Raw genomic sequence first — 22,266 nt, 5'->3', positions numbered from 1 at the left:
CCCCCGTACAGCAGCGCACCGCCTGCGTGCAGGACGCGAACCTGGCGTATGATCCCACCAGTCCCACATGTCATACCGATGCCCGCACGGCAGCCGCACCGGCGGCCAGCGCCGGGGCCGGTTACGGCGCATGGATGGTGCAGGTCGGGGCCTTCACCGCGGAAGGGCAGGCCCGCTTCGCCACCACCATGGCCCGACAGGGGGATTTTGCCGCCCTGCAGGGCGCGCGCAGCATGGTCATCCCCGTCAACAGGCCCGCAGGCGGCATGATCTATCGCGCGCGCCTTGCCGGACTGTCACAGGCGACGGCCACGCAGGCCTGCGCCACGCTGAAAAACCAGGGCCTGCCCTGCACCGTGATCCGGCCGGGGCAGTAAGATTGATAAAAGATGGGAAAAGTTTTCGGGTGCCTCCTTTTTTCAAACAGGTGGCGTTCTTTGAAGCCTTCTGAAAAAAGCTTCACCAAAAAACTTCTCTGATTTTCAAACAGGCTTTCCATCCCGACAGGACTGATCGCGGCCTGTTCCCTATTCAGCCGTTACAGCCGACGCGGGCGTGCCGTCCAGCGTGCCGGGCACATGCAGCGCAGGCAGGTGCAGCGTCGCATGCCGCACCATCATGACGGATGACAGCCCGAGCGACAGGGTATAATCCCCCGCCGCCACATTCCAGTTGCCACCCGCCGGGTTCCACTGTCCCACCAGCCGCAGGCTGAACGGCACGCTCAGCCGTACCGTATGGCCCGGCGCCACCATGACGCTGCGCCAGCCGGCAAGGCGGCGCGCCGCACCCGGCAGGTCATCGGGCATTTCCACATAAAGCTGCGGCACCGCACGCACCGGCGTATCATCGGGATTGGTGACAGAGAAATTCGCGGTCACATGGTTCCCGTCACGCACGACACGCAGGTCACTGACCGTCACATGCCCATGCGTTGACAGGCCATAACCAAACGGAAACAGCGGAACCACATGGGCGCGCGCGAATGCCCGGTAGTCCGCATCCGCCATGCCCGGTGGATAGAAGCCCCCCGTCAGCGTGACCGGCAGATGGCCGGAAAAATCCTGCTGTCCCGACAGAAGGGCCGCCAGAGGCTGGGCATATTCATCACGCCATGCCCATGCCTGCACCACGCTGTCCACCGTATCCAGCCATGGCATCTGCCGGTCGGGATCATCGGCCACCAGCACAACGGCAACATGACCGCCCATTTCCGCCAGCGTGGAAATCATCTGGTTGTCGTCATTGCTGTTACTCAGCACCAGCGTACGGGCGGCCTGTGCCGTGGCGGGCGGCAGGGTGCCTGGGGCGCCCGCGCCCTCCGTCGTGACGGACAGCGTCACATTCAGCCCCGCATGGCGCATTGCGTCCGCCAGTTTTTCAGCCGCCGGACGCAATGCGGGACGGACCAGCATCAGGACAGGCCCCCAGGCAGGATCAAACGGTATGACCCTGTTTTCATTCTGCAGCAGGACCGCACCCTGCGCCTCCACATCCGCCACCAGCGTATCGGCGGATGCGGACTGCGCACCATCATGCACGCTGGCGAAAGAGGGCGGATGGTCAAGACTGCCCGACATGTAGAACGAGGCGAGGATATGCGTGACCATCGCCTGCACCTGCGCCGGTTTCAGGCTTCCGTCGCGCACGGCCTGCCGCAGGGCCACGCCAAGGACATCATGGCCGTCCTCACCCGGCGCCACCTGTTCCATGTCCACCCCTGCCGCCACGGCGGCCAGCGTGGGGGCGATATCCGTATCCCTGATCGTGCCCGCACCACCGGGCAGCGCCATGACCATGCCGGGAAAATGCCAGGCGTCATGCACCATGGCCCCAAGCCCGGTTACGGTCTGGCATGGCGCCAGGCCACCACACAGTATGGCACCCCCATGGGCCGTTTCCAGCGCCATCGCGATACCCAGCAGTCCCTGTGACGCCAGCCGGGCCGCAGGCACCGGCGTCATGCGGTCGGGCACGGTGCCATCGGCACGGGCGTGTTCTTCCCGCACCACCGAACCAAAGACCGGCAGCACGTGCCCCGCCAGTAGCCCCGCGCCGATCATGCCCGCCATGCTTCCGGCAAGGACCTGGTCCTCGCCTGCCTGCAGGCGTCCCGATGGCAGCAGATCAACACCACCCACACGCAGCACCGCACGCGCCTGCTGCCATTCGGCCCGTGCCCGCGCGCTGCCCGCACGGCGGGCCAGGTCGGGGTCCCATGTCGCGGCCAAGGCCAGCCATGGCAGCAGCGGGCGGGCATTGCCATCGGCAGGGGCGCGCGCGAAATCAGGCATGCGCAGCACCGGCAGGCCAAGCCGGGGCACGCCCGGCCATGCCAGCAGGCCCGCAGCCCCCGTACTTGTGCCCGTGCCCGGCGCCGGGGCGGGACGGGCCTGCAGGACCGCCTGCTGTTCGGCAGGCTGCATGCGCGCGGCCATGTCCGCCGCGTGGGCCGCCCCCGTGCCGCCGCCTGCTACCCCGGCCGCATGGGATGGCATGACCGACAGCGGCAGGAAGGCGGCACCCATGCACAGGGCGGTGACGTAGCATATGGCTGAGTGTCTCATCATGTCCCGTTGCTGTTGAAAGGTGCCCCCATTTTTGCGCCTGTAGGCCCGGATTGTCACGCGACGGCGGGTAAAGTGGCCGTGCGACTTGGCGGGACAGGCGGGGCAGGATATGAAGAACGGACAACGCGACAGGCCAGAACGCACCCTGCCCGGCATGGCCGGCAGTTCAGGCGCATGGCTGGATTACCACATGCGGGGGCCATCCCCGGCGTCCATAGAGGCATCATGACCCTTCGTCCGCCCAGTTTTGCCCCTCCTGCCGCCCCTACGGGCCGCCACCTGCTGCCGCGCGCGGCTGTACCAGCCCTGCTGGCCGTAAGCCTTCTGGCTGGCTGCGGCAGCGCGCCACAGCACGACAAAAGCGGGCTGGCCATACCCCAGAATCGCCTGCTGAAGGAAGATCGGGGCGCCAATGGCGGTTCAACCCCGCTGGAAAGCAACGGGGTCAACGCCTTCCTGTGGCGTGGTGCGCTGGATACGCTGTCCTTCATGCCGTTCGCATCCGCCGATGCGGTGGCGGGCGTGATCCTGACGGACTGGTACACGCCGCCCGCGACCAAGGATGAACGCTTCAAGATCACCTGTTTCATCCTGTCACGCAGCCTGCGTTCGGACGCGGTGCGCGTATCGGTGTTCCGTCAGGTGTTCCAGGACAACCAGTGGGTCGATACCCCGGTCGCGGCCAATACCGTATCCGACATCACCGCGCGTATCCTGACCCGCGCGCGCCAGTTGCGCACCGATAGCGGACAGCACTGACCCCAGCCTGACCCGTTGCCGATCCACCGGGTGGCGCGTCAGCGCATGGCCCGTACCTTTCCGGCGGGAATAGCCCCGCCCACCGCATACCGAACCAGAAGAAGATGACCGAAACCAGCACCCCACCGGACAGCGCCACCCCCGCCTATGATTTCCACACGGCCGAACCACAGTGGCAGGAACGCTGGGCTTCATCAGGCATCTTCGATGTCCCCGACGTCCCCCCCGCCGACCGGCCCAAATACTACGTGCTGGAAATGTTCCCGTACCCGTCGGGGCAGTTGCACATGGGGCATGTGCGCAACTACACGCTGGGTGACGTGGTGGCGCGGTACAAGCGCGCGCGCGGCTTCAGCGTGCTGCACCCGATGGGCTGGGACGCCTTCGGCCTGCCGGCGGAAAACGCGGCGCGTGAACGTGGCGTGCATCCGGGCCAGTGGACGATGGACAACATCGCCGCCATGCGCGCAACGCTCAAGCGGCTGGGCTTTTCATTCAACTGGGACCGCGAAATCGCGACCTGCCTGCCGGAATATTATGGCAAGCAGCAGAAGCTGTTCCTCGACATGCTAAGGGACGGGCTGGTTGAACGGCGCGAAAGCTGGGTCAACTGGGATCCCGTGGACAACACCGTGCTGGCGAACGAGCAGGTGGTGGACGGGCGCGGCTGGCGTTCGGGCGCGCTGATCGAACAGAAGAAGCTGTCGCAGTGGTTCCTGAAAATCACGAAATTCGCCCCGCAACTGCTTGATGGCCTGTCCACCCTGCCGCGCTGGCCCGAACGCGTGCGCACCATGCAGGAACGCTGGATCGGCCGGTCCGAGGGCGCAAAGGTCCGTTTCGGCCTGCATGAACCCCCCGCCGGTTTCGACACCGACCTTGATTCGATCGAGGTCTTCACCACCCGGCCCGACACGCTGTTCGGCATGTCCTTCCTGGCCATTGCCGCAGACCATCCGCTGGCGGCCAAGGTTGCGGCGAAAAACGCGGCGGCAGGCGAATTCATTGCTGAATGCCAGCGTCTGGGCACATCAGAAGAAGCGATCGAAACAGCAGAAAAGCGCGGTTTCGATACCGGCCTGCGGGTCAATCACCCGTTCATGCCCGATAAGTCCTTTCCGGTATGGATCGCGAATTTCGTGCTGATGGATTACGGCACGGGTGCGGTGTTCGGCTGCCCGTGCGGGGACCAGCGCGACCTTGATTTCGCGCGCAAGTACAACCTGCCCGTCACCCCCGTCATCCTGCCGCCGGGGGCGGAAGCCGCGACCTTCACCATGACCGACAAGGCGTGTGACGGGCATGGCACGCTGTTCAATTCCGGTTTCCTTGACGGACTTGATACCGAGGCTGCGAAGAAGGAAGCGATTACCCGGCTGGAAGGCATGGGAATCGGTCAGGGCGTGGTCAACTGGCGGCTGCGTGACTGGGGCATTTCGCGCCAGCGTTACTGGGGCTGCCCCATTCCCGTCATCCACTGCACCGATTGCGGCGCGCAGCCCGTGCCCGATGACCAGCTTCCGGTAAAGCTGCCCGAGGACGTGACCTTTGACCGTCCCGGCAACCCGCTGGAACATCATCCGACATGGAAGCACGTGGCCTGCCCCAAATGTGGCAAGCCCGCCCAGCGCGAAACCGATACCTGTGACACGTTTGTGGACAGCTCATGGTATTTCGCCCGCTTCACCGCGCCGCACGCCCCCACGCCCACCGTGCCCGCCGCGGCTGATGCCTGGTTGCCGGTGGACCAGTATATCGGCGGGATCGAACATGCGATCCTGCACCTGCTCTATGCCCGCTTCTTCACCCGCGCGATGCATGAGACCGGGCACCTGCATGTGGACGAGCCTTTCAACGGGCTGTTCACGCAGGGGATGGTCAACCATGAAAGCTACCGTGACGCGCAGGGCAACTGGCTTTACCCCGAGGAGGTCGAACGCCGGGGCGACAGCGCCGTACGCCGCGACAATGGCCAGCCCGTCACCATCGGGCGCGTGGAAAAGATGTCCAAGTCCAAGCGCAACACGGTGGCCCCTGTCGCCATCATCGAACGCTTTGGCGCGGATACGGCGCGGTGGTTCGTGCTGTCCGACAGCCCGCCGGAACGCGACATGGAATGGACGGAATCCGGCGTTGCCGCCGCCGCCCGCTTCCTGCAGCGCCTGTTCCGTATCATTCGCACCGTGGCGGAACAGGTCCCTGCGGGCACGGCGTGCCCCGCGACACTGGCACGCAATGCGGATGCCCTGCGCCGCGCCACCCACCGCACCATCGCGGCGGTAACCGATGCGCTGGAAACCTTCAGTGTCAACGTGGCGGTCGCGCGCCTGCATGAACTGACCTCCGCCCTTGCTGACGCGGAAAAGACGGCAGGCGAGGACGGCATGGCGTTCGCCCGGCGCGAAGCCGCCGCCACGCTGGCGCTGCTGTGCGCACCGATGGTGCCCCATCAGGCGGAAACGATGATGGCGCAGCTTGAACCCGGTGGCCAGCCGGTGGTGGAACGCAACTGGCCGGTGGCCATCGCCGACCTGCTGAAGGCCAATGAACTGACCATTGCGGTGCAGATCATGGGCAAGCTGCGCGGCACCATTGCCGTGGCGCCCGACCTGCCGGCGGATAAGGTGATCGCCATGGCCGAAGCCGAACCGAATGTCGCGCGCCTGCTGGACGGTGCGCGGATCGTCAAGCGCATCCATGTGCCGGGCCGGATCGTCAACTTCGTGGTGGCGAAATAATCCATGGCGCATCCCGTCCGTCATGCTGTCGTTCTGGGCGCCCTGCTGCTGGCGGGGTGCGGCTTTTCGCCCATGTACAAGACGACGGGAAAGCATATCGGCGCGGATGGCAAACCCACCGTGACCGATGTGCTGGCGGAACTGAAGGAAGTGTACGTACCCGTCATCAAGGAACGGTACGGCCAGCAGCTACGGCAGTTCCTGCAGCAGGACCTGAGCGGGGCATCACCGGAAAAACCGACCCGCTATGCGCTGCAGATCCGCACCTATCTCATGAACGAGGCCGTGGATATCCATGCGGACAATACCAGCGGCCGCACGCGGACAACCGCCTTCGCCCACTGGCAGCTTTACCTGCTGGGGGACAGTCCACGCCTGCTGGCGGGGGGCGATGCCTCGGTCGTGGATGGAACCAACAATACATATGAACAGTATTTCGCCCTGACGCTGAACCTGGAAACCGTGCGTACCCGTGTGGCCAAGAACATGGCCGATCAGGTGACACAGCAGGTTGCGACATGGTTCCGCACCCACGCCACCCCGGCGGTGGACGGGTCGATCGCGGACCAGAACCAGCCGCGCTATGTCGATCCCAACAGCATCGTCAATCCCAACAACCAGATGCCGTCCCAGCAGCCGGGCGCGGATGGCCTGCCCGCACTGGCGACAGGCCGGACCGATTCCCAGCTGAACGAGGAAAATAACGAAGGCAGCAGCATGTCCACCGAAAGCGGGCCGATGGACAACATACCGCCCTCCACCTCGGGCAGCGGTCAGGGCGGTTCGCAGTCCGGCGCCACGGCACCGGATAACGATACCGTTCCCGGTTCGGGCATCAGCATAGGCGGTGGGAACTAGGTCCGGTGAAGATTGATGCCCGCAGCACCAATGCCACCCTGCAGGCACCCGGTGCGCTGCGGGCCATCATCCTGCATGGGGAAGATGCGGGCCTGATCCGTGAACGGGCCACGACCGCGGCGAAAGCAGTCTGTCCCGACCTGCATGATCCATTCCGAGTCGCCATCCTGGGCCGTGAGGACCATGACCGGCTGGAGGAAGAAACAACCGCCCTCGCCCTGACCGGGGGACGGCGGGTGGTCTGGCTGCGTGACGTGGGCGACAGCGTGCTGGCGGCATTGCAGCACAGTCTGGCCCAGCCATCCGATACGCTGGTCATCATGGAAGCACCGGGGCTTGCCTCACGCTCGAAACTGCGAACCTTTGCGGAAAAGGACAGGCAGTGCGGGGTGATCGGCTGTTACCCAGAAGAAGGACGCACACTGGAAGCCGTCATCCGGCAGATGCTGTCAGCGCAGGATGTCGGCATCGACCCTGATGCGCTGGGGTGGATGGTGGAACGCGCAGGCCCCGACCGCGCTGCGACACGCAGCGAAGTGGAAAAACTGGCCCTGTTCGCGGGTAAGGGTGGCAGGCTGGGGCTGGAGGATGTCCGCGCCTGCGTTGGGGACGCGGCGGGCGTATCACTGGAAGATGCCGCCTTTGCCGCCATGGCGGGCGACCGCAGGGGGGCAGATGCCGCAGCCGAACGCGCGCTGACCACCGATGGCAGCAGCCCCATCGCCCTGACGCGCGTGCTGCTGTCGCATATCCACCGGCTGCGCCGGGCGCGCCTTGCGGTGGATGGGGGGGCAAGCCGGGCGGACGCCATGCGACAACTACGGCCCCCGGTCTTTTTCAAACGCACCGACAGCTTCGGGCAGGCCATGATGATATGGTCAGCCAGCGCCCTGCTGCACGCGGCGGAGGAAACACAGGCGCTGGAACTGGCCTGCAAGCAGACCGGCAGCCCCGATGTCGTGCTCTGCCTGCGTCATGTTGCGCGGCTGTGCGCACAGGCGCAGCAGATGCGCAGGCGCCATTGAAGGCGAAATATTCCCTCCGCTTTCGTGAAACACCTTGCCGCGCGTCGGGGCCTCGTTTAGAAAACCCAAGTGTGTCCGCGTAGCTCAGCCGGATAGAGCACAGGATTCCTGGTTTGCAATTGGGCGTCACGACGGGAAACCACGTGGCGGATCTGCTCAAATTCGGGGAACGCTCTGGCAAATGCCGTGCCAATCCCGAGCCAAGGCCGGTTTTCCGGCAAGGTGTAGAGACTGGATGGGCAGCACCTGTCAACCGCATGCGGTTTATGGTGAAGGGACAGTCCAGACCACGAACGCCATACCCCTATGGCGGCGGTGAAAGCCGAAGTGGTACGAATCCTGGGGCCGTGGGTTCGAATCCCGCCGCGGACACCACAAATCCCACATTGTCATGTGGCGCCTTCTGAAACCTGAAAAACGGTTTTCACGCGCGGCATCCTGCCGCCATGCGAAAGATCGTTCGGTCCCCAACCGACACGGCAGCAGAACAAAACCACATCCAGCCCCCATCACATCCCGTACCCACGCTGAACATGACATGCTGCCATCAAGGCGGGGTTGCCGTACGTTTTCTCCTGCCCGGAGGTAATCCACGGCACGGCACGCGCCAATGCCGTGCAGAGCAGCCAGGCTGCATCCGGCAGGGGGACCTGCCGCCAGGTTGCCCTGAACCCGATCATCCGACCGCATGACGTCCCTGTGCCGGGTTCATGGTCCTGCGTGATGTGGTCTTGAGACACTGTCCATGACCTGCCCCACGCATTATTGAAGAACAGCCTTCAAAAGCAGAATTAGAGACTGTTTGAAAAGTCGGCACATAATAGCACTTTAAAATTAAAGAAAGTTTTTGGTGAAGCTTTTTGCAAAAGCTTCAAAAGAACGCCGCCTTTTTGAAAAAAGGCAGCACCCAAAAACTTTTATTGTTTTTTTATCAATTGGTTGTTTTCAAACAGTCTCTTAACAAAATCAGTCCTTATTTATTAATGATCTATATGATAATCATCCAGAATTTACCAATATACATGCAATGAATTGCATAAATCACATAATTATTAATGAAAATATTAATCAATAAGGTAAAATAAAATAACAGATAAATATTACAAAATATAAAAAATAATCAAGACATTATAAAAAATAACAAAACATTTCCTTTTCATTCCATTAGTATCCGATCCATAGAGGACAAAATACATCCTGTTTTCGAAAAGCATGCGAATAGAAAAAAGTTCCATCGCCACAATAATTTATAAACGAAAATATTTCGCGACCCGATTCACGCATGAGAAACCGTTGAAAGTGTGTGATTTGTACCAACCCCACCATTGTAGGCCTGAACTGTTTTTTTTGTGATTGTTGTCCGAGATACGGTAAATGTATGGTTAAGATATGGCGGAACATAATGTCCGTTTTGAGCATCCTCGGGTCCTGACAGGCCTGAAACAAGAAACGTGCGCGTGTTTCGTTCCATACCGTAAGTAAAAACCTGCGTTTCCTGTTCCTCGCTAAATAACGCTCCGCTCTCGGACTTACTGGCTGGTGGATTTCTGATGAATACCGACGTAGCCATTATAGGGGCTGGCCCCTATGGACTTTCCCTTGCAGCCCATTTGCGTGACAGGGGGGTAAACTTTCGTATTTTCGGACGCCCGATGGGATTCTGGCGCGAACATGTTCCCGCCAGCCTGCGGCTGAAGGCGGAAGGGTTCGCGCTGGACCTGTTCGACCCCGGTCGCCGGTCTACCCTTGCGCAGTTCTGCAGGGAACGGGGATATCCCTATGCCCCCACCGGCGAACCCATTCCCACCGCGGTTTTCACGGAATACGGCGAAACGTTCCAGAAAACCCATGTACCGCAACTGCAACCCTGTCTGGTCACGCACCTGTCGCGCACGCTGGAAGGCTTTGTCGTGCATCTGGATAATGGGGAAACCGTCATGGCGCGGAATGTGGTCATGGCGGTGGGGATCCAGCATTTCGCCCATACCCCCCCGGCCGTGCGCGGCCTGCCGCCCGACCGGGTCAGCCATACATTCGACGAAACCACGTTCGAACGCTTTGCAGGCAAGCGGGTCGCCGTGATCGGGGCGGGTTCATCGGCGGTGGATACGGCATGTTTCCTGCACAACGTGGGCGCGCAGACCTTCATCTGCACCCGCAGGCCAAAGATCTGGATCAATCATCCCCCCCGCAAAATCAGTGGCCTGAAACTGCTGTGGACCCGGATCAAGAAACCCGTTTCCGGTCTGGGAACGGGATGGCGTTCCCGCATGGCCTGTGACCTGCCGGATGTGTTTCACATGCTGCCCGCACGCCTGCGCCTGCGCATTACGCGCGGCCATCTGGGACCGGCGGCAACATGGGTAACGGGCGATGTCGTGCGCGACAAGGTGCCGATCTGGCTTAACGTCGACCTGCAGTCCGCACGGATGCACGACAATGTCGTACAGCTGGAATTCCGGGATACACAGGCGGGCTGCCCGCGTGTCGTGGATGTCGATCATGTTTTCCTGGGTACGGGGGTCAAGGTGGATATGGAACGCATCCCGTTCCTTGACCGCGTGCTGGCGCGCGCCATCCGTACCGAAGACAACATGCCCGCCCTGTCGCACAGCTTTGAATCAAGCGTGCCGGGACTTTACTTCATCGGACCCATGGCGGCTGGCAGTTTTGGCCCCCTTCTACGCTTTGCCTGGGGCGCGCGCTTTGCCGCGCGCCGCCTCAGCGCCCGGCTGGGACGGCAATCCGTGTCACAGCCTGTTCCACAGCCCGCATTCGCGTCGTGACACCCATACGCCCCCAGGCTTGCGTCCTGACATGAGCTGGAAAGTCCTGAATCATGAAAAACGATTTTACAGTTCTCATCATCTCGTCCGTGTGGTGGTCCGCCATTACACGCGCTGCGGTGGAATTCATCGAAAGTGGGGTAACGGTCCATGCCATCTGCCCGGCCGGCCATCCCCTGCGCTGCCTGCAGGCGATCGAAAGCATACGGACCTATCCGTACGTCGCGCCGACCGTGGCACTGGCTGGCGCCATCGCGCAGCTACGGCCCGACCTGATCATCCCGGCAGATGACCGGGTGGTCGTGACGCTGCACCAGGTTTACAATGAGGCCGATCCCACAACCGCCATGGGCCACCTGTGTCGCAACACGATCGAACGCTCACTGGGGCGGCACGAATATTTTGGTTATGCACAGACGCGGCTCAAGCTGATCGATGTCCTGCGCGAACAGGGCATCCCGACACCTGCCGCCGCCAACATGGCCACCATGCACGATGTCAGGCAGTGGTGCGCCACCACACCCGGACCATGGGTGTTCAAGCGTGACCGTAGCTGGGGCGGGTCCGGCGTGGTGATCGCTGATACGCAACAGGAAGCCGAAAGTGGCTTCCACCGCCTGTCGCAACCGGTGCGGATGGTCTGTGCGCTGCGTGTGCTGCTGGCGGACCGCGATATCTATTCCTTCATGGAAGCAACGGCGCGCCGCCCGCTGCCCGTCATTGCACAGGCGCATGTAACCGGCATGCCCGCCAATATCATGGTGGCCTGCTGGGAGGGGGAAGTGCTTGGCACGCTTGGGGTCAATGTCGTGTCCTATCAGGGGCGCACGGGGGCGGCGACAGTCATCGAGATCACGCAATCCGCCGATATGGAACGCGCGGCGCGGGTGACCTGCGCGACATTGAAACTGTCGGGTTTTTTTGGCCTGGATTTTGTACGTTGCGCAAAAACCGGCACCTATCATTTCATAGAAATGAATCCCCGCCTGACCCAGATCGGGCACCTGTGCCATGGCGGCAATACGCTGATCCGCCGCCTTTTGCAGCATGTGCGCGGACGGGCACAGGTCGCCATGCCCGCCGCCGCCATGGAACTGCGCGAACACACCATGATCGCCCTGTTCCCACAGATCCTGCGCACCGAGCCGGAAACACTGGACAGCACGGCTGCCTGGATCGACATCCCGTGGCGCTACCCTGAACTGGTGGAGGAACTGCTACGCCGCCCATGGCCCCGGCGCGGATCGGTCGCGCGGCTGGAGGAACGCCTGCGGCCCAACATGCCCTATGGCAAGTCGGTGGACAGGGGGGAAGCACTGGGCAAGCTGTCCACGCTGCTGCGGGCCGGAATGATCACGGACATGCCCATGGCCACCCTGTGAATTTCAGGATAACAAATTGATAATGAAGTAATGACCGTTTTGGGATGCCGCCTTTTCCCAAAAAAGGCGGCATCGTCTGACGCTTCGGGCAACAGGCTGTGGCAGAACCTTCCTTGCGTTCCGCAGGCAGGCTGCCGAAACCGTTCAGGCATGTGAAATGATGGACTGGCGGATCATATCGGAAGGCTGCGGCCGACCCAGCAGGAAGCCCTGGACCTGATTGCACCCGAGGTCATTGAGGTGCGTCCACTGGTCTTGCGTTTCCACCCCTTCCGCCGTGATGGGGATATCCATGCTCTGTGCCAGGCTGATAATCGCCCGTACGATGCCCGATGCGCTGCGTTCGGGCAGTTCCTGCACAAAGGAACGATCAATCTTGATTTTCTGGAACTGGAAGGAACGCAGGTATCCCAGCGAGGAATAGCCCGTACCGAAATCATCCAGCACGATACTGCATCCGATCCGGCCCAGCTGCTGCAGGATATCGCGGTTGGTGGCGCTGTTCTGGACAAAGATGTTTTCCGTAATCTCGATTTCCAGCCGGTGTGGCGCAAGGCCAGAATGCGCCAGCGCATTTTCGACAATGCCAAGGAAACGCGGGTTACGTAACTGGATGGGCGACACGTTCACCGCGATCTTGACCTGCGCGGGCCAGTCCGCCGCTTCCATGCAGGCCGCCCGCAGGACCCATTCCCCCAGGTCATGGATCAGGCCGTTTTCTTCCGCCAGTCCCACAAACTGGTCCGGCGGGATCATGCCATGCGTAGGGTGGTACCACCGCACCAGTGCCTCACATGCGCTGATCCGGTTGCCCGGCATTGAATACAGGGGCTGGAAATGCAGGCTGATCTCGCTGCCGGCAATGGCGGCGCGCAGTTCATTGCCCAGCCGCACGCGTGTCCGGATTTCATCACGCAGGGCCGCATCAAAGAACTGGAAGCCATTACGTCCCTGTGACTTGGCACGGTACAGGGCGATATCGGCATATTGCAACAGGGTTTCGGCGTTATCCGCATCCTGCGGGTACAGCGCCGAACCCACGCTGGCCCCAATGACGATATGATGGCCGTCAATGACATAGGGTCTGCTTACGGTCTCGACGATTTCACGCGCCCGGCGTGTCAGTTCCACCGGTTCGGGAACAAGCGGCCAGATAATGGCGAATTCATCCCCGCCCAGCCGGGCCACCAGGTCTTCGGGCCGGCTGCAGGCCAGCAGCCGTTCCGACACCAGCCGCAGCAGCGCATCCCCCGCCGCGTGGCCATACACGTCATTGACCGTCTTGAAGTAATCAAGGTCGATACACAGCAATGTGGCACCCCGCGCGCCCGCGCACAGCGCATCCAGCCGGGAACTGAACAGCGCACGGTTGGCAAGGCCGGTCAGCGGGTCATAATGCGCAAGCTGTTCGACCTGGTGCTGGGCATTGCGCCGTTCCGTGACATCATCGGCCACGCACAGTTCCCAACGCGGCCCCCCGCGTTCATCCGCAATGGTGACATGGCGGGTGGAAATGGCGCGCGGTTCGCCGCGTTGGTTGCACAGGACCTGCTCACGCACGCCCTGCCGGTCCGCGTCCGGGCGGCTGACCAGCAGGAAACCGATTTCCTCCGCGCCAAAGGCCTGCGCGGTATCCTTTTCAATCAGCAGGTCACGCCTGCATCCCATCATCTCCTCGGCCGCACGGTTGACCAGAACGGGATGACCATGCCGCACGGACCGGACGACAAGGGCGGAGGGAATATTTTCCACAATCGTATCAATGAACAGCTTGTCGCGTAATATCTTTTTATTTGCCCGGCGCAGGTCTTCCGCCGCTTCTTCAAGGCTGGCGGCGGACGCCACCGCATGGGAATGGGATGCGTTGATCAGGTCCAGCGCCGATCCCGTCCCCCGGTAACATCCGTTTTCCGTAACAATATAGCCACGGATCAGGTCGGATGGCTGGCCCATCAATGTCTGGGCCGTAAAATCGGATGCGGATACCCGTGCGTCAATCATGACCGGGCTGGCATCCATCAGCAGGGCGACAGGGCGGCGGTTGAAAAGCGAATGCCCGAATTTGCCCGATACCTTCAGAAAAAAAGCCTGTCGCTCGACCAGACCGACAGGCACATCATCCTCCCCCACAACCGCGACCAGCATCAGTTCCGGGTCCGCATGAAAAAGATCGAACAGACATTCCCCCAGATCGGAGGGCCTTATGACGGGACCCTTCCGGGCGATGTCGCCCATGACAAGAAAGGAAGACGGCCCTGCCGGTACGGTAATGTCCATCAATCAGATCCCCGCATCAATTGCTTTTTATTATGATTTTTTATTCAATTACTTATTATTTTATGTAATCCGGTCGTCATGAAAAAGCATCCTGCCAGTATCCACATGGCACTGGCAGGCATCGCGTCATGAAATGATGGAAGGCACCTTAGAACGCTGCCTGGATACGCCCGGCGACGGAGTTGCCATCACGACCGACCGCGTCATACAGGAAGCTGTCCTTGCTGACGATGATGTGGTTGTAATCCAGCATGAAACGGAAATGCCGGTTGGGATACCAGTTCAGGCCCGCGGACCAGACCGTCTGCTGCCCACCACGGATTGCAGTGGCCGTGCCAAGCCCGCTGTTCAGGTCCGCCACACTGTAACGGGCCGAAACTTCCAGCGCGCCCCAGTGACCATGGGCCGGATCGAATGCGTGATCCACACCGGGGGCGGCAAATGCGCCTTCCTTGATGTTGTAGGAACGCGCCTTGCCAAAGATGGTATAGTTGGCCGCACCGTAGAAACCCTGGAAGCCAACCGAACCCCGGCTGCTTGCACCTGCGGCATAGTTGTCGCCGCGCGTCACGCCAATGTGGTAGTATTCACCCTTCAGCACCAGCCGCTTCCAGCGAAAGCCCAGTTCGGGACCGGCGGACCAGACACTACCCACATTCCCCACCGTCTCGTTCAGGAACTTGGTGGTCGTCAGGTCAACTTCGGGCCCTTCGGCAAAATTCGCGCTACGTACGCCATTCTTTTCCGCCACCTTGAACGCGGCGATGCCAGACACACCCACATGCACGTCAATATCCTTGGACATGTAAGGACGACCCGCGATACGGAAGGTGCCACCACTCTGGCTGTCGGTCACACCGCTCGTCACGCCAGAACTGGACACCGCTGCTGCATTCGAGCCTCCACGCGCGCCGTAGCTCTGCCCGGTCAGATAACCGGCAATCCACCAGCGCTTGCCATAATGCAGGGCGCCGACACTCATGCGGGCATCACCGGCAGCGATGTTACGCACGATATCGGTGATGGCGGGACGTTCCATCATCTCGAATTCGTTCGAGCTTTCGGAATCTTCTTCCGTCACGCGCGGCTGGAAATAACCTGCGGTGATGACGGTGTTGTGGAAGCCAGCATAGTTCAGGTTGGCTTCATACAACGTGGCCGCACTATCAGAACTGGAAGCGCCGAAATCAGGCGTGATGTTGGCAATCCAGTTCTTGTAACGGAACGAGATGGGAATACGCAGACGGCGGGCATTCTCGGTCAGGCCAGCGAAGTCACCCTTCACCTCACCCGCACGGGGGGACATGCCCATGAACCCGCCAATGTCCTCATGGAAGGCCAGGCCGATGGACATGGCATACATGCCGTCTTCAGACGAGATGGTGGGACGCCCACCGGGGAAGCCCACGATCATGCCGCCCATGTGCACGGCTTCTTCCTTTTCCGTCGCCGCACGGAACGACGCCCAGGAGGATGAGACACCACGGTCAGACGGCGGCGTGCCCAGATCAGCCTTCTGCATGGCGCTGCCCAGGCTGCTGCCCAGCCCGCCACCCATGCCGCTATCACCACCGATATGGATGTCACGTGCGTAGCTTTCGGGCAGTGGTTCACCCTTGCTGGCTGCAACCCGGCGGGCCTGTGCCGCGTTGGCTGCGGGGGTGTTGCGGGCTTCGGCCCGGACCAGGCGCTGGCGCAGCACGCTGATCTGACCGGACATTTCCCGGCGCATTTCCTGCATTTCACGCTGCAGGGCCTGGATCTGCTGGGCATCCGACGCGGATGCTGCATGGGCCTGATGGAAGGAGGATGCACCCCAGAGGGCGGATGAACCAAGCAACAGCGAAACAGCGGACCGGCGGATCATATTAATTATTCCGTAATGAAGGATGAGTTCATTTAGAATGTCCGCACATTCCTGTGTGTTATGTTTCCGATACAGTTTTATGAAGGATTTATGACAGTCCATAAGACAGAAAAGCCGCCCGGAATCCGGGCGGCTTCGCACTGTCATTACTGTAAAGTTATATTATTTGGCCGCATCCCACTGCTGCAGGATATCGGTTTTTACATTCGCAGGCACCGGCACATAATCCAGACGGTAGGCGGCAGCGTCCCCGTTCTTCAGCGCATAGCCAAAGAATTTACGCACTGCCGGGCCATGTTCGGTTTTGCCCGTCGGCACCGGCACCAGCACGTAAGTGGGGGAAACAATCGGCCATGCCCCCGCGCCGCTGGTATCCAGCAGGTCAACGGCGAAATGCGATGCATCCTTCCAGTCGGCGGCTTCCGCCGCACGGCTGAAGCTGTCCATGCCGGGGGCGACATAGGCGCCGCTGTGGTTCTTCAGCTTCACGGTGGTCATGTGCGCATTGGCGGCAAAGGCATATTCGACATAGCCGATCGCCCCTTCCGTATTGCGCACGGACGCGGCCACGCCATCATTGCCACGCGCCCCGATCCCGCCGGGCCACGAAATGGAAGCACCCGCCCCCTGCCCTTCACGCCATTCGGGGGAAACACGGGCCAGATAGCCGGTGAAAACTGCCGTCGTGCCCGACCCGTCCGCACGATGCACGGTAGCAACAGCGGTATCAGGCAGCTTCAGACCGGGATTGAGGGCCGCGATCCTGGGATCATTCCACTGTTCGATCTCGCCACGGTAGATCGCGGCCAGTGTCGGGCCATCCAGCTGGATCTGGTTGGCGGCAATGCCGGGCAGGTTGATGACCGGCACGATGCCGCCCATGACGGTCGGGAACTGGAACAGGTGGGCATTTTCCAGCTTCTGGCGATCCATGGGCACATCGGATGCGCCAAAATCAACCGTGCCGGCCAGAATCTGGTTCTGTCCGGCGCTGGATCCCACGGTCTGGTAATTCAGGTTGACGCCAGCAGCGCTCCGTCCGTCAGCCCCCCATGCCCCGTAAATGGGCGCGGCAAAACTGGAGCCGGCACCGGTAATATCCGCAGCATGCGCCATGACCGGCAATGCGGTCGCCAGCAGGGCACATGTAAGCATTCGAGCAGGAAAGTACATAATACTCATGTTCTCCGACATGAAGAAGACAGACGTGTCTGGCTATCCATCAGACATGTGGGGACATTAAGAAACTGCCGGAACAAATAACAATGATATGTCCATGACAGTTTTATGAAGGATTCATGAAATTTCCTGTCCGGTTGTGCCTGCCCCAAAATAAAAGGGCATGGAATGGCCGCAGCCCCCATGCCCCGATACGTCAATAATGAAAAAACAGGTCAGGAACGACTGTAGACGTCTTCCAGCCGGACAATATCATCCTCACCAAGATAGGGTCCGGACTGGACCTCGATCAGGGTCAGGGGAATGCGACCGGGATTTTCCAGCCGGTGCACGGCACCAAGCGGCAGGTAGACGCTTTCGTTTTCACGTACAAGGATCATTTCCTCATTACGCGTCACCTGTGCCGTCCCTTCCACCACCACCCAGTGTTCGGCACGATGATAGTGCTTCTGCAGTGACAGCTTTTCCCCCGGTTCCACCACGATCCGCTTGACCTGGAAACGGTTGCCTTCGATCAGGGTCTCGTAAAAACCCCACGGGCGGTAACAGCGGCTGTGGGTGGTCGCTTCCTTGCGGCCGTCTTTTTTCAGTTGCGACACGATGGCCTTTACATCCTGCGCATGGTCACGATGCGTCACCAGCACCGCATCGTCATTGACCACCACCAGCAGGTCTTCCACCCCGGTTACGGCCGTCAGGACACCATCGGTACGCACATAGCTGTTGGATGTATTGAACACCGCGACATCACCAATGGTCACGTTGCCATGGTCGTCTTTCGGGCCAAGTTCCCACAATGCATCCCAGCTTCCCACATCGGACCAGCCGAAATCACCGGGGATCACGGTCATGAGGTCGGTGCGTTCCGCCACCGCGTAATCAATGGAAATATCGGGCGAACTGGCGAAGGCTGCCGCATCCAGCCGTTCAAAATCAATATCCGACCTGCGCTCCTGCACGGCCTGCCGCATGGCGGTCAGGATGGCAGGTTCATATTTTTCCATTTCCTGCAGCATGGTGCGGGCGGTGAACACGAACATGCCGGAATTCCACAGGAACTGACCTGTTTCCAGCATGCGTGCGGCATTCGCGGCATCGGGTTTTTCAACAAAACGTGCAACGCTGTAGGCCCCATCATATCCGGCCAGTGGCGCGCCCTTTTCAATATAGCCGTAACCCGTTTCCGCCTTGGTGGGCGTCATGCCGAATGTCACGATCCGGCCCGCACGCGCCACCTTTACCGCGATATCCAGCGCAGGCCCGACATTTTCAGGTTTCTGGATCGCGGCATCGGCCGCCATGACCCACAGCACGGCGTCGGGATCGGTTTCAGCAGCCAGCAGGGCGGCCGCCGCAATGGCGGGGGCCGAATTACGGCCAACCGGTTCCAGAAGGATGCGCGGCGCGGTAATGCCGACTTCCTTCAACTGTTCCGCCATGACGAAGCGGTGTTCGTTGTTGCAGACGATAATGGGCTGGGCAAATCCCGGTCCCTGGCTGCGCAGCGCGGTTTCCTGCACCATCGTGCGCTGCGAGACCAGCGGCCAGAACTGCTTGGGAAAGGAACTGCGTGAGACGGGCCACAACCGGCTGCCACTGCCGCCAGACAGGATAACAGGCACCACTGGCGTAGAGGGAGACTGCGATGGTGCATGCGTGACGGAAACGATCATTCTCACTCCTGAAAAACCAGTAATCGGGGCATGTTAAAGTCTGCGGAAGCCCTTAATGGACTGTCTGTGCCGTCGTACGCAAAACGTCCAGGGACGCACGCAACTGCATTATCTTTTCAAAATCAGCTATTTCCTGCCGTTTGGCGGCAAACAGGATGGCATCGACATGAATGACCAGCTTGCGCAGGCGCCAGAACTGCTCGGCATCCATAATCAACGTGCGCGACATGTCCTCCAGCGCACCCACCTGTACGTATTTGGTGTGTTTGACGGGATCATCATGCAGTTCCTCGACAAAGATCGGAACGAAGCATAGCGGCACGGAACAGGGCGCGGGGACAAAAGGACGTGTTTCATGCCCGTCATAGACCTTGACGCGGCTGATATCGAATTTGCGGTATTCCTGCAAAAGCCAGGCCATCTGTGCCGGGGGGGCAATCTGGGCGAACTCGGCACGCGTGATGTCAAGGAACACACGGCGGTCGCGTATGATCGTCGCATCATATTGCGCAAGCTGCTGGGCGTAGGCGGCTTCTTCCTGTGAATGCTTCATCAGGATATTATGCCTGGCAAAATTGGCATCGTTGTGGCTGCTCCAGCCCAGATAGCCGCCAAAGCCAGCCAGCACGCACAAAAGGACCGGCAGGGCCATGCATATCCACCAATGCCGCATCATGAACGCCCATAGACCCGTGCGCTCCAGTGCCTGCACCGGATGATAGATCATCATCCACCGGTTCTCCCTGACTGTATGCCCCGCCCTGACAGGAATGCATCATGCGTCAGGCAGTTTCCTGCCCCTTGCGGACAGGGCCGTTTTTCTGCGCTGACATACTAGCAGAACCGGCATGTTGCTGTCATGCAGGGATATATTCCCTGTCCCCGATCAGGATCGTGCCCGCATGTCCCGTCTGTTGCGCAGTCTTGCCATCCTGTCCTGCATCTGGCTGCAGGGGGCGGACGCGCGGGCCGCGACGCCTGCATCGCCCGCTGCACCCGTGCTGGAACGCGTGGTGCTGGTCGCGCGCCACGGCATACGCAGTCCTACCCACCCCATTGCGGAACTGGATGCCCATACCCACCGGCAATGGCAGGCATGGCCCGTCCCCCCGGGTGAACTGACCGGGCATGGACAACGTGACCTTGCGCTGTTGGGAACGGCGCTGGGACTGCATTACCGGCAGGCTGGCGTCCTGCCCGCACAGGGATGCAGGACGGGGGAACTGGCGGTCTGGTCCGATGCAACGGACGAGCGCACGCTGCAGACCGGGGATATCATGGCCCATGCCCTGATACCTGGCTGCCCGGTCACACCCGGCAGCCTGCCCCCCGGCACGCATGACCCGGTTTTCAATGACCTGCCCATGCAGGCCAGTCCCGCGCTGCAACATACCATCATGACCGACCTGTCCACCACGCTGGCGCATGACCGGGAAAACCGCCCGGCCGATGTGCGCCACGCGCAGGCGATGGCGCAGGCCGTAATCCAGCCTGCCGGATGCACCACGGGCATGCCCTGTTTCACCCGGCCGGACAGGGCTGGATGGCACAAGGGCGCCCCGCACCTGTCCGGTGGCCTGTCACAATCGGCGGATGTGGCGGAAAACATGCTGCTGGAATACACGCAGGGCATGCCATGCGCGGCGATTGGCTGGGGATATCCGGACATGCGCCATGTCATTGATACCCTGCAGCCTGCCCACAATCATGCCAGCCGGCTGGTGCGCCGCCTGCCCGCCCTGGCCTTTCCGCGCGGGCATGTCCTGGCGGTCATGATCGTGGATCTGGTGGCGGGCCGGGCCGTGCGTGAACCCGATGGCGGCATGATCGTAGCCACCACGCCGGTTATCCTGTTTGCGGGACATGACAGCACGCTGGACATGCTGGCGGCGATTTTTGACCTGGACTGGTCCTTTGCCGACCTGCCGGACCCCACTGGCCCCGACACCACGCTGGGGTTCGAGACATGGCGCATGGCAGATGGCCAGCGCCGTGTGCGGGCCGTGATATTTCATCAGGGAATGGATGCGCTGCGTACGGAACAGCCCGTGACGGCACGGCCTGAAACCCTGCCCCTGCCGGCCTGCCACCCCGAACAGGATGGGAGTTGCGCACTGGGTGATTTCACGCGGACCTTTACCGAACGCCTTGATGCCTACCAGTACAAATGACGGCACCTGTCAGCAACCGAAAAAACATTCCAGAAGCCTGCCAGTGAAATGCTCTGAAAATCAGAGGCACTATGGGGAAAGCTTTTTTTTAAAGCTTCGGAAAACGTCGTCTTTTTGGAAAAAGGCAGCACCCAAAAACTTTTATTTTTATCAGGGTCTGTTGGGAATTATACTTTTTCAAAGTCACCAAATGTGATTCAAAATCCGTATGGATCGCTTCGTACTGACAGACGCCCAATGGGCGCAAATGGAACCGCTGTGCCTTGGCAAGAAAACAGATCGCGGGCGCAGCGGGCAGGACAACCGTCTTTTCATTGAGGCGGTCCTCTGGATTGCCCGGACCGGCAGCCCATGGCGGGACCTTCCGACGTATTTCGGACATTGGAACTCTGTCTATTCCCGTTACAGCGACTGGATGAAAGCCGGTGTTTTCAAACGGCTTTTTGAAGCGGTCTCTGACGATGCCGACATGGAATATGCGATGATCGACGGCACGGTGGTCCGGGTTCACCGCCATGGCCAAGGCGCAAAAGGGGGACCCGAAGTCAGGCGATAGGACGCAGTGTGACGGGATGGTCCACCAAGATCATCGCCATGACTGACGCCCTGGGCAATCTGGTACGCTTTACGCTTATCCCCGGCCAGCATTACGACACGGTCGGGGTGGCGCCGCTTCTCGAACCGGCTGATTTCGAGGGACTTCTTGCTGACAAGGCGTTCGATGTCCACTGGATCGTGGACACCATACGCGCGCAAGGGGCCCGCGTGGTCATTTCCCAGCGTCGGAACCGCCTCGACAGGCGATCCTTCGATGGCGCCCTGTTCAAGGCGCGCCATCTCATCGAGAACTTCTTCTGCAAGCTCAAGGAGTTCAAGCGCATCGCCATGCGAAGCGACAAGACCGACAGATCATTCGCAGCGATGATTTATCTCACCGCTGCAATCATCAATTCGCGTTAATTCCCAACAGACCCCAAAAAG

General features: G+C 60.9%; 15 protein-coding genes. 9 read left to right on the top strand and 6 right to left on the bottom strand.

The window, feature by feature from the left end; translation table 11 throughout:
- Positions 1-377 (top strand): SPOR domain-containing protein (locus tag F1542_RS13485; RefSeq protein WP_193733481.1); only part of this gene is annotated, 377 nt, incomplete at its 5' end.
- A 150-nt stretch (positions 378-527) separates the two neighbouring features.
- Here the strand turns inward: F1542_RS13485 and F1542_RS13480 are convergent.
- Positions 528-2,570, bottom strand: coding sequence for a glycoside hydrolase family 3 protein (locus F1542_RS13480; RefSeq protein WP_227672742.1), 2,043 nt, complete (start codon positions 2,568-2,570; stop codon positions 528-530).
- A 225-nt stretch (positions 2,571-2,795) separates the two neighbouring features.
- Here F1542_RS13480 and F1542_RS13475 point away from each other — a divergent pair, with 225 nt between their 5' ends.
- From F1542_RS13475 to F1542_RS13450, 6 genes are all read left to right on the top strand, one after another.
- Positions 2,796-3,329 (top strand): DUF3576 domain-containing protein, encoded by a 534-nt coding sequence (locus tag F1542_RS13475; protein WP_193733480.1) that lies wholly within the window; start codon positions 2,796-2,798, stop codon positions 3,327-3,329.
- 104 nt (positions 3,330-3,433) lie between these two features.
- Positions 3,434-6,067, top strand: coding sequence for a leucine--tRNA ligase (gene leuS, locus F1542_RS13470; protein ID WP_193733479.1), 2,634 nt, complete (start codon positions 3,434-3,436; stop codon positions 6,065-6,067).
- A gap of 3 nt (positions 6,068-6,070) precedes the next feature.
- Positions 6,071-6,925, top strand: coding sequence for a hypothetical protein (locus F1542_RS13465; protein WP_193733478.1), 855 nt, complete (start codon positions 6,071-6,073; stop codon positions 6,923-6,925).
- A 5-nt stretch (positions 6,926-6,930) separates the two neighbouring features.
- On the top strand, positions 6,931-7,950 hold the full coding sequence (gene holA, locus F1542_RS13460; protein WP_193733477.1) for a DNA polymerase III subunit delta: 1,020 nt from the start codon (positions 6,931-6,933) through the stop codon (positions 7,948-7,950).
- 1,550 nt (positions 7,951-9,500) lie between these two features.
- Positions 9,501-10,736, top strand: a complete 1,236-nt coding sequence (locus F1542_RS13455) for an NAD(P)-binding domain-containing protein (RefSeq protein WP_193733476.1) — start codon at positions 9,501-9,503, stop codon at positions 10,734-10,736.
- 53 nt (positions 10,737-10,789) lie between these two features.
- Positions 10,790-12,118 (top strand): ATP-grasp domain-containing protein, encoded by a 1,329-nt coding sequence (locus F1542_RS13450; RefSeq protein ID WP_193733475.1) that lies wholly within the window; start codon positions 10,790-10,792, stop codon positions 12,116-12,118.
- 144 nt (positions 12,119-12,262) lie between these two features.
- Here F1542_RS13450 and F1542_RS13445 read toward each other — a convergent pair whose 3' ends face one another.
- The 5 genes from F1542_RS13445 to F1542_RS13425 all read right to left on the bottom strand — a co-directional run bounded on the left by F1542_RS13445 (position 12,263) and on the right by F1542_RS13425 (position 19,844).
- The gene (locus F1542_RS13445; RefSeq protein WP_227672741.1) at positions 12,263-14,395 is read right to left on the bottom strand and encodes an EAL domain-containing protein; all 2,133 of its coding nucleotides are present in this window, start codon (positions 14,393-14,395) and stop codon (positions 12,263-12,265) included.
- Between the two features lie 148 nt (positions 14,396-14,543).
- Positions 14,544-16,262, bottom strand: a complete 1,719-nt coding sequence (locus tag F1542_RS13440) for an OprO/OprP family phosphate-selective porin (RefSeq protein ID WP_193733474.1) — start codon at positions 16,260-16,262, stop codon at positions 14,544-14,546.
- Positions 16,263-16,424: 162 nt separating this feature from the next.
- Positions 16,425-17,417, bottom strand: a complete 993-nt coding sequence (gene pstS / locus F1542_RS13435; protein WP_193733473.1) for a phosphate ABC transporter substrate-binding protein PstS — start codon at positions 17,415-17,417, stop codon at positions 16,425-16,427.
- Between the two features lie 239 nt (positions 17,418-17,656).
- The gene (locus tag F1542_RS13430; RefSeq protein ID WP_193733472.1) at positions 17,657-19,114 is read right to left on the bottom strand and encodes a mannose-1-phosphate guanylyltransferase/mannose-6-phosphate isomerase; all 1,458 of its coding nucleotides are present in this window, start codon (positions 19,112-19,114) and stop codon (positions 17,657-17,659) included.
- Between the two features lie 52 nt (positions 19,115-19,166).
- Positions 19,167-19,844, bottom strand: coding sequence for a hypothetical protein (locus tag F1542_RS13425; protein ID WP_193733471.1), 678 nt, complete (start codon positions 19,842-19,844; stop codon positions 19,167-19,169).
- A gap of 172 nt (positions 19,845-20,016) precedes the next feature.
- Between F1542_RS13425 and F1542_RS13420 the strand changes: the two genes are divergently transcribed.
- Entirely contained in the window at positions 20,017-21,285 is a 1,269-nt protein-coding gene (locus F1542_RS13420) for a histidine-type phosphatase (protein ID WP_193733470.1), read from the top strand.
- Positions 21,286-21,493: 208 nt separating this feature from the next.
- Positions 21,494-22,245 (top strand): IS5 family transposase gene (locus tag F1542_RS13415; RefSeq protein WP_193732857.1). Its coding sequence is split into 2 segments (ribosomal slippage): positions 21,494-21,824 and positions 21,824-22,245, totalling 753 coding nucleotides; the frame shifts between segments, so codons are not numbered across the junction.
- Positions 22,246-22,266 lie beyond the last annotated feature (21 nt).

Source organism: Komagataeibacter sp. FXV3 (assembly GCF_015155755.1).
In the GTDB taxonomy this organism is placed as follows: domain Bacteria; phylum Pseudomonadota; class Alphaproteobacteria; order Acetobacterales; family Acetobacteraceae; genus Komagataeibacter.
Note: the sequence above shows the minus strand (reverse complement) of the source record. Positions and strands in the feature narration are given on the sequence as shown.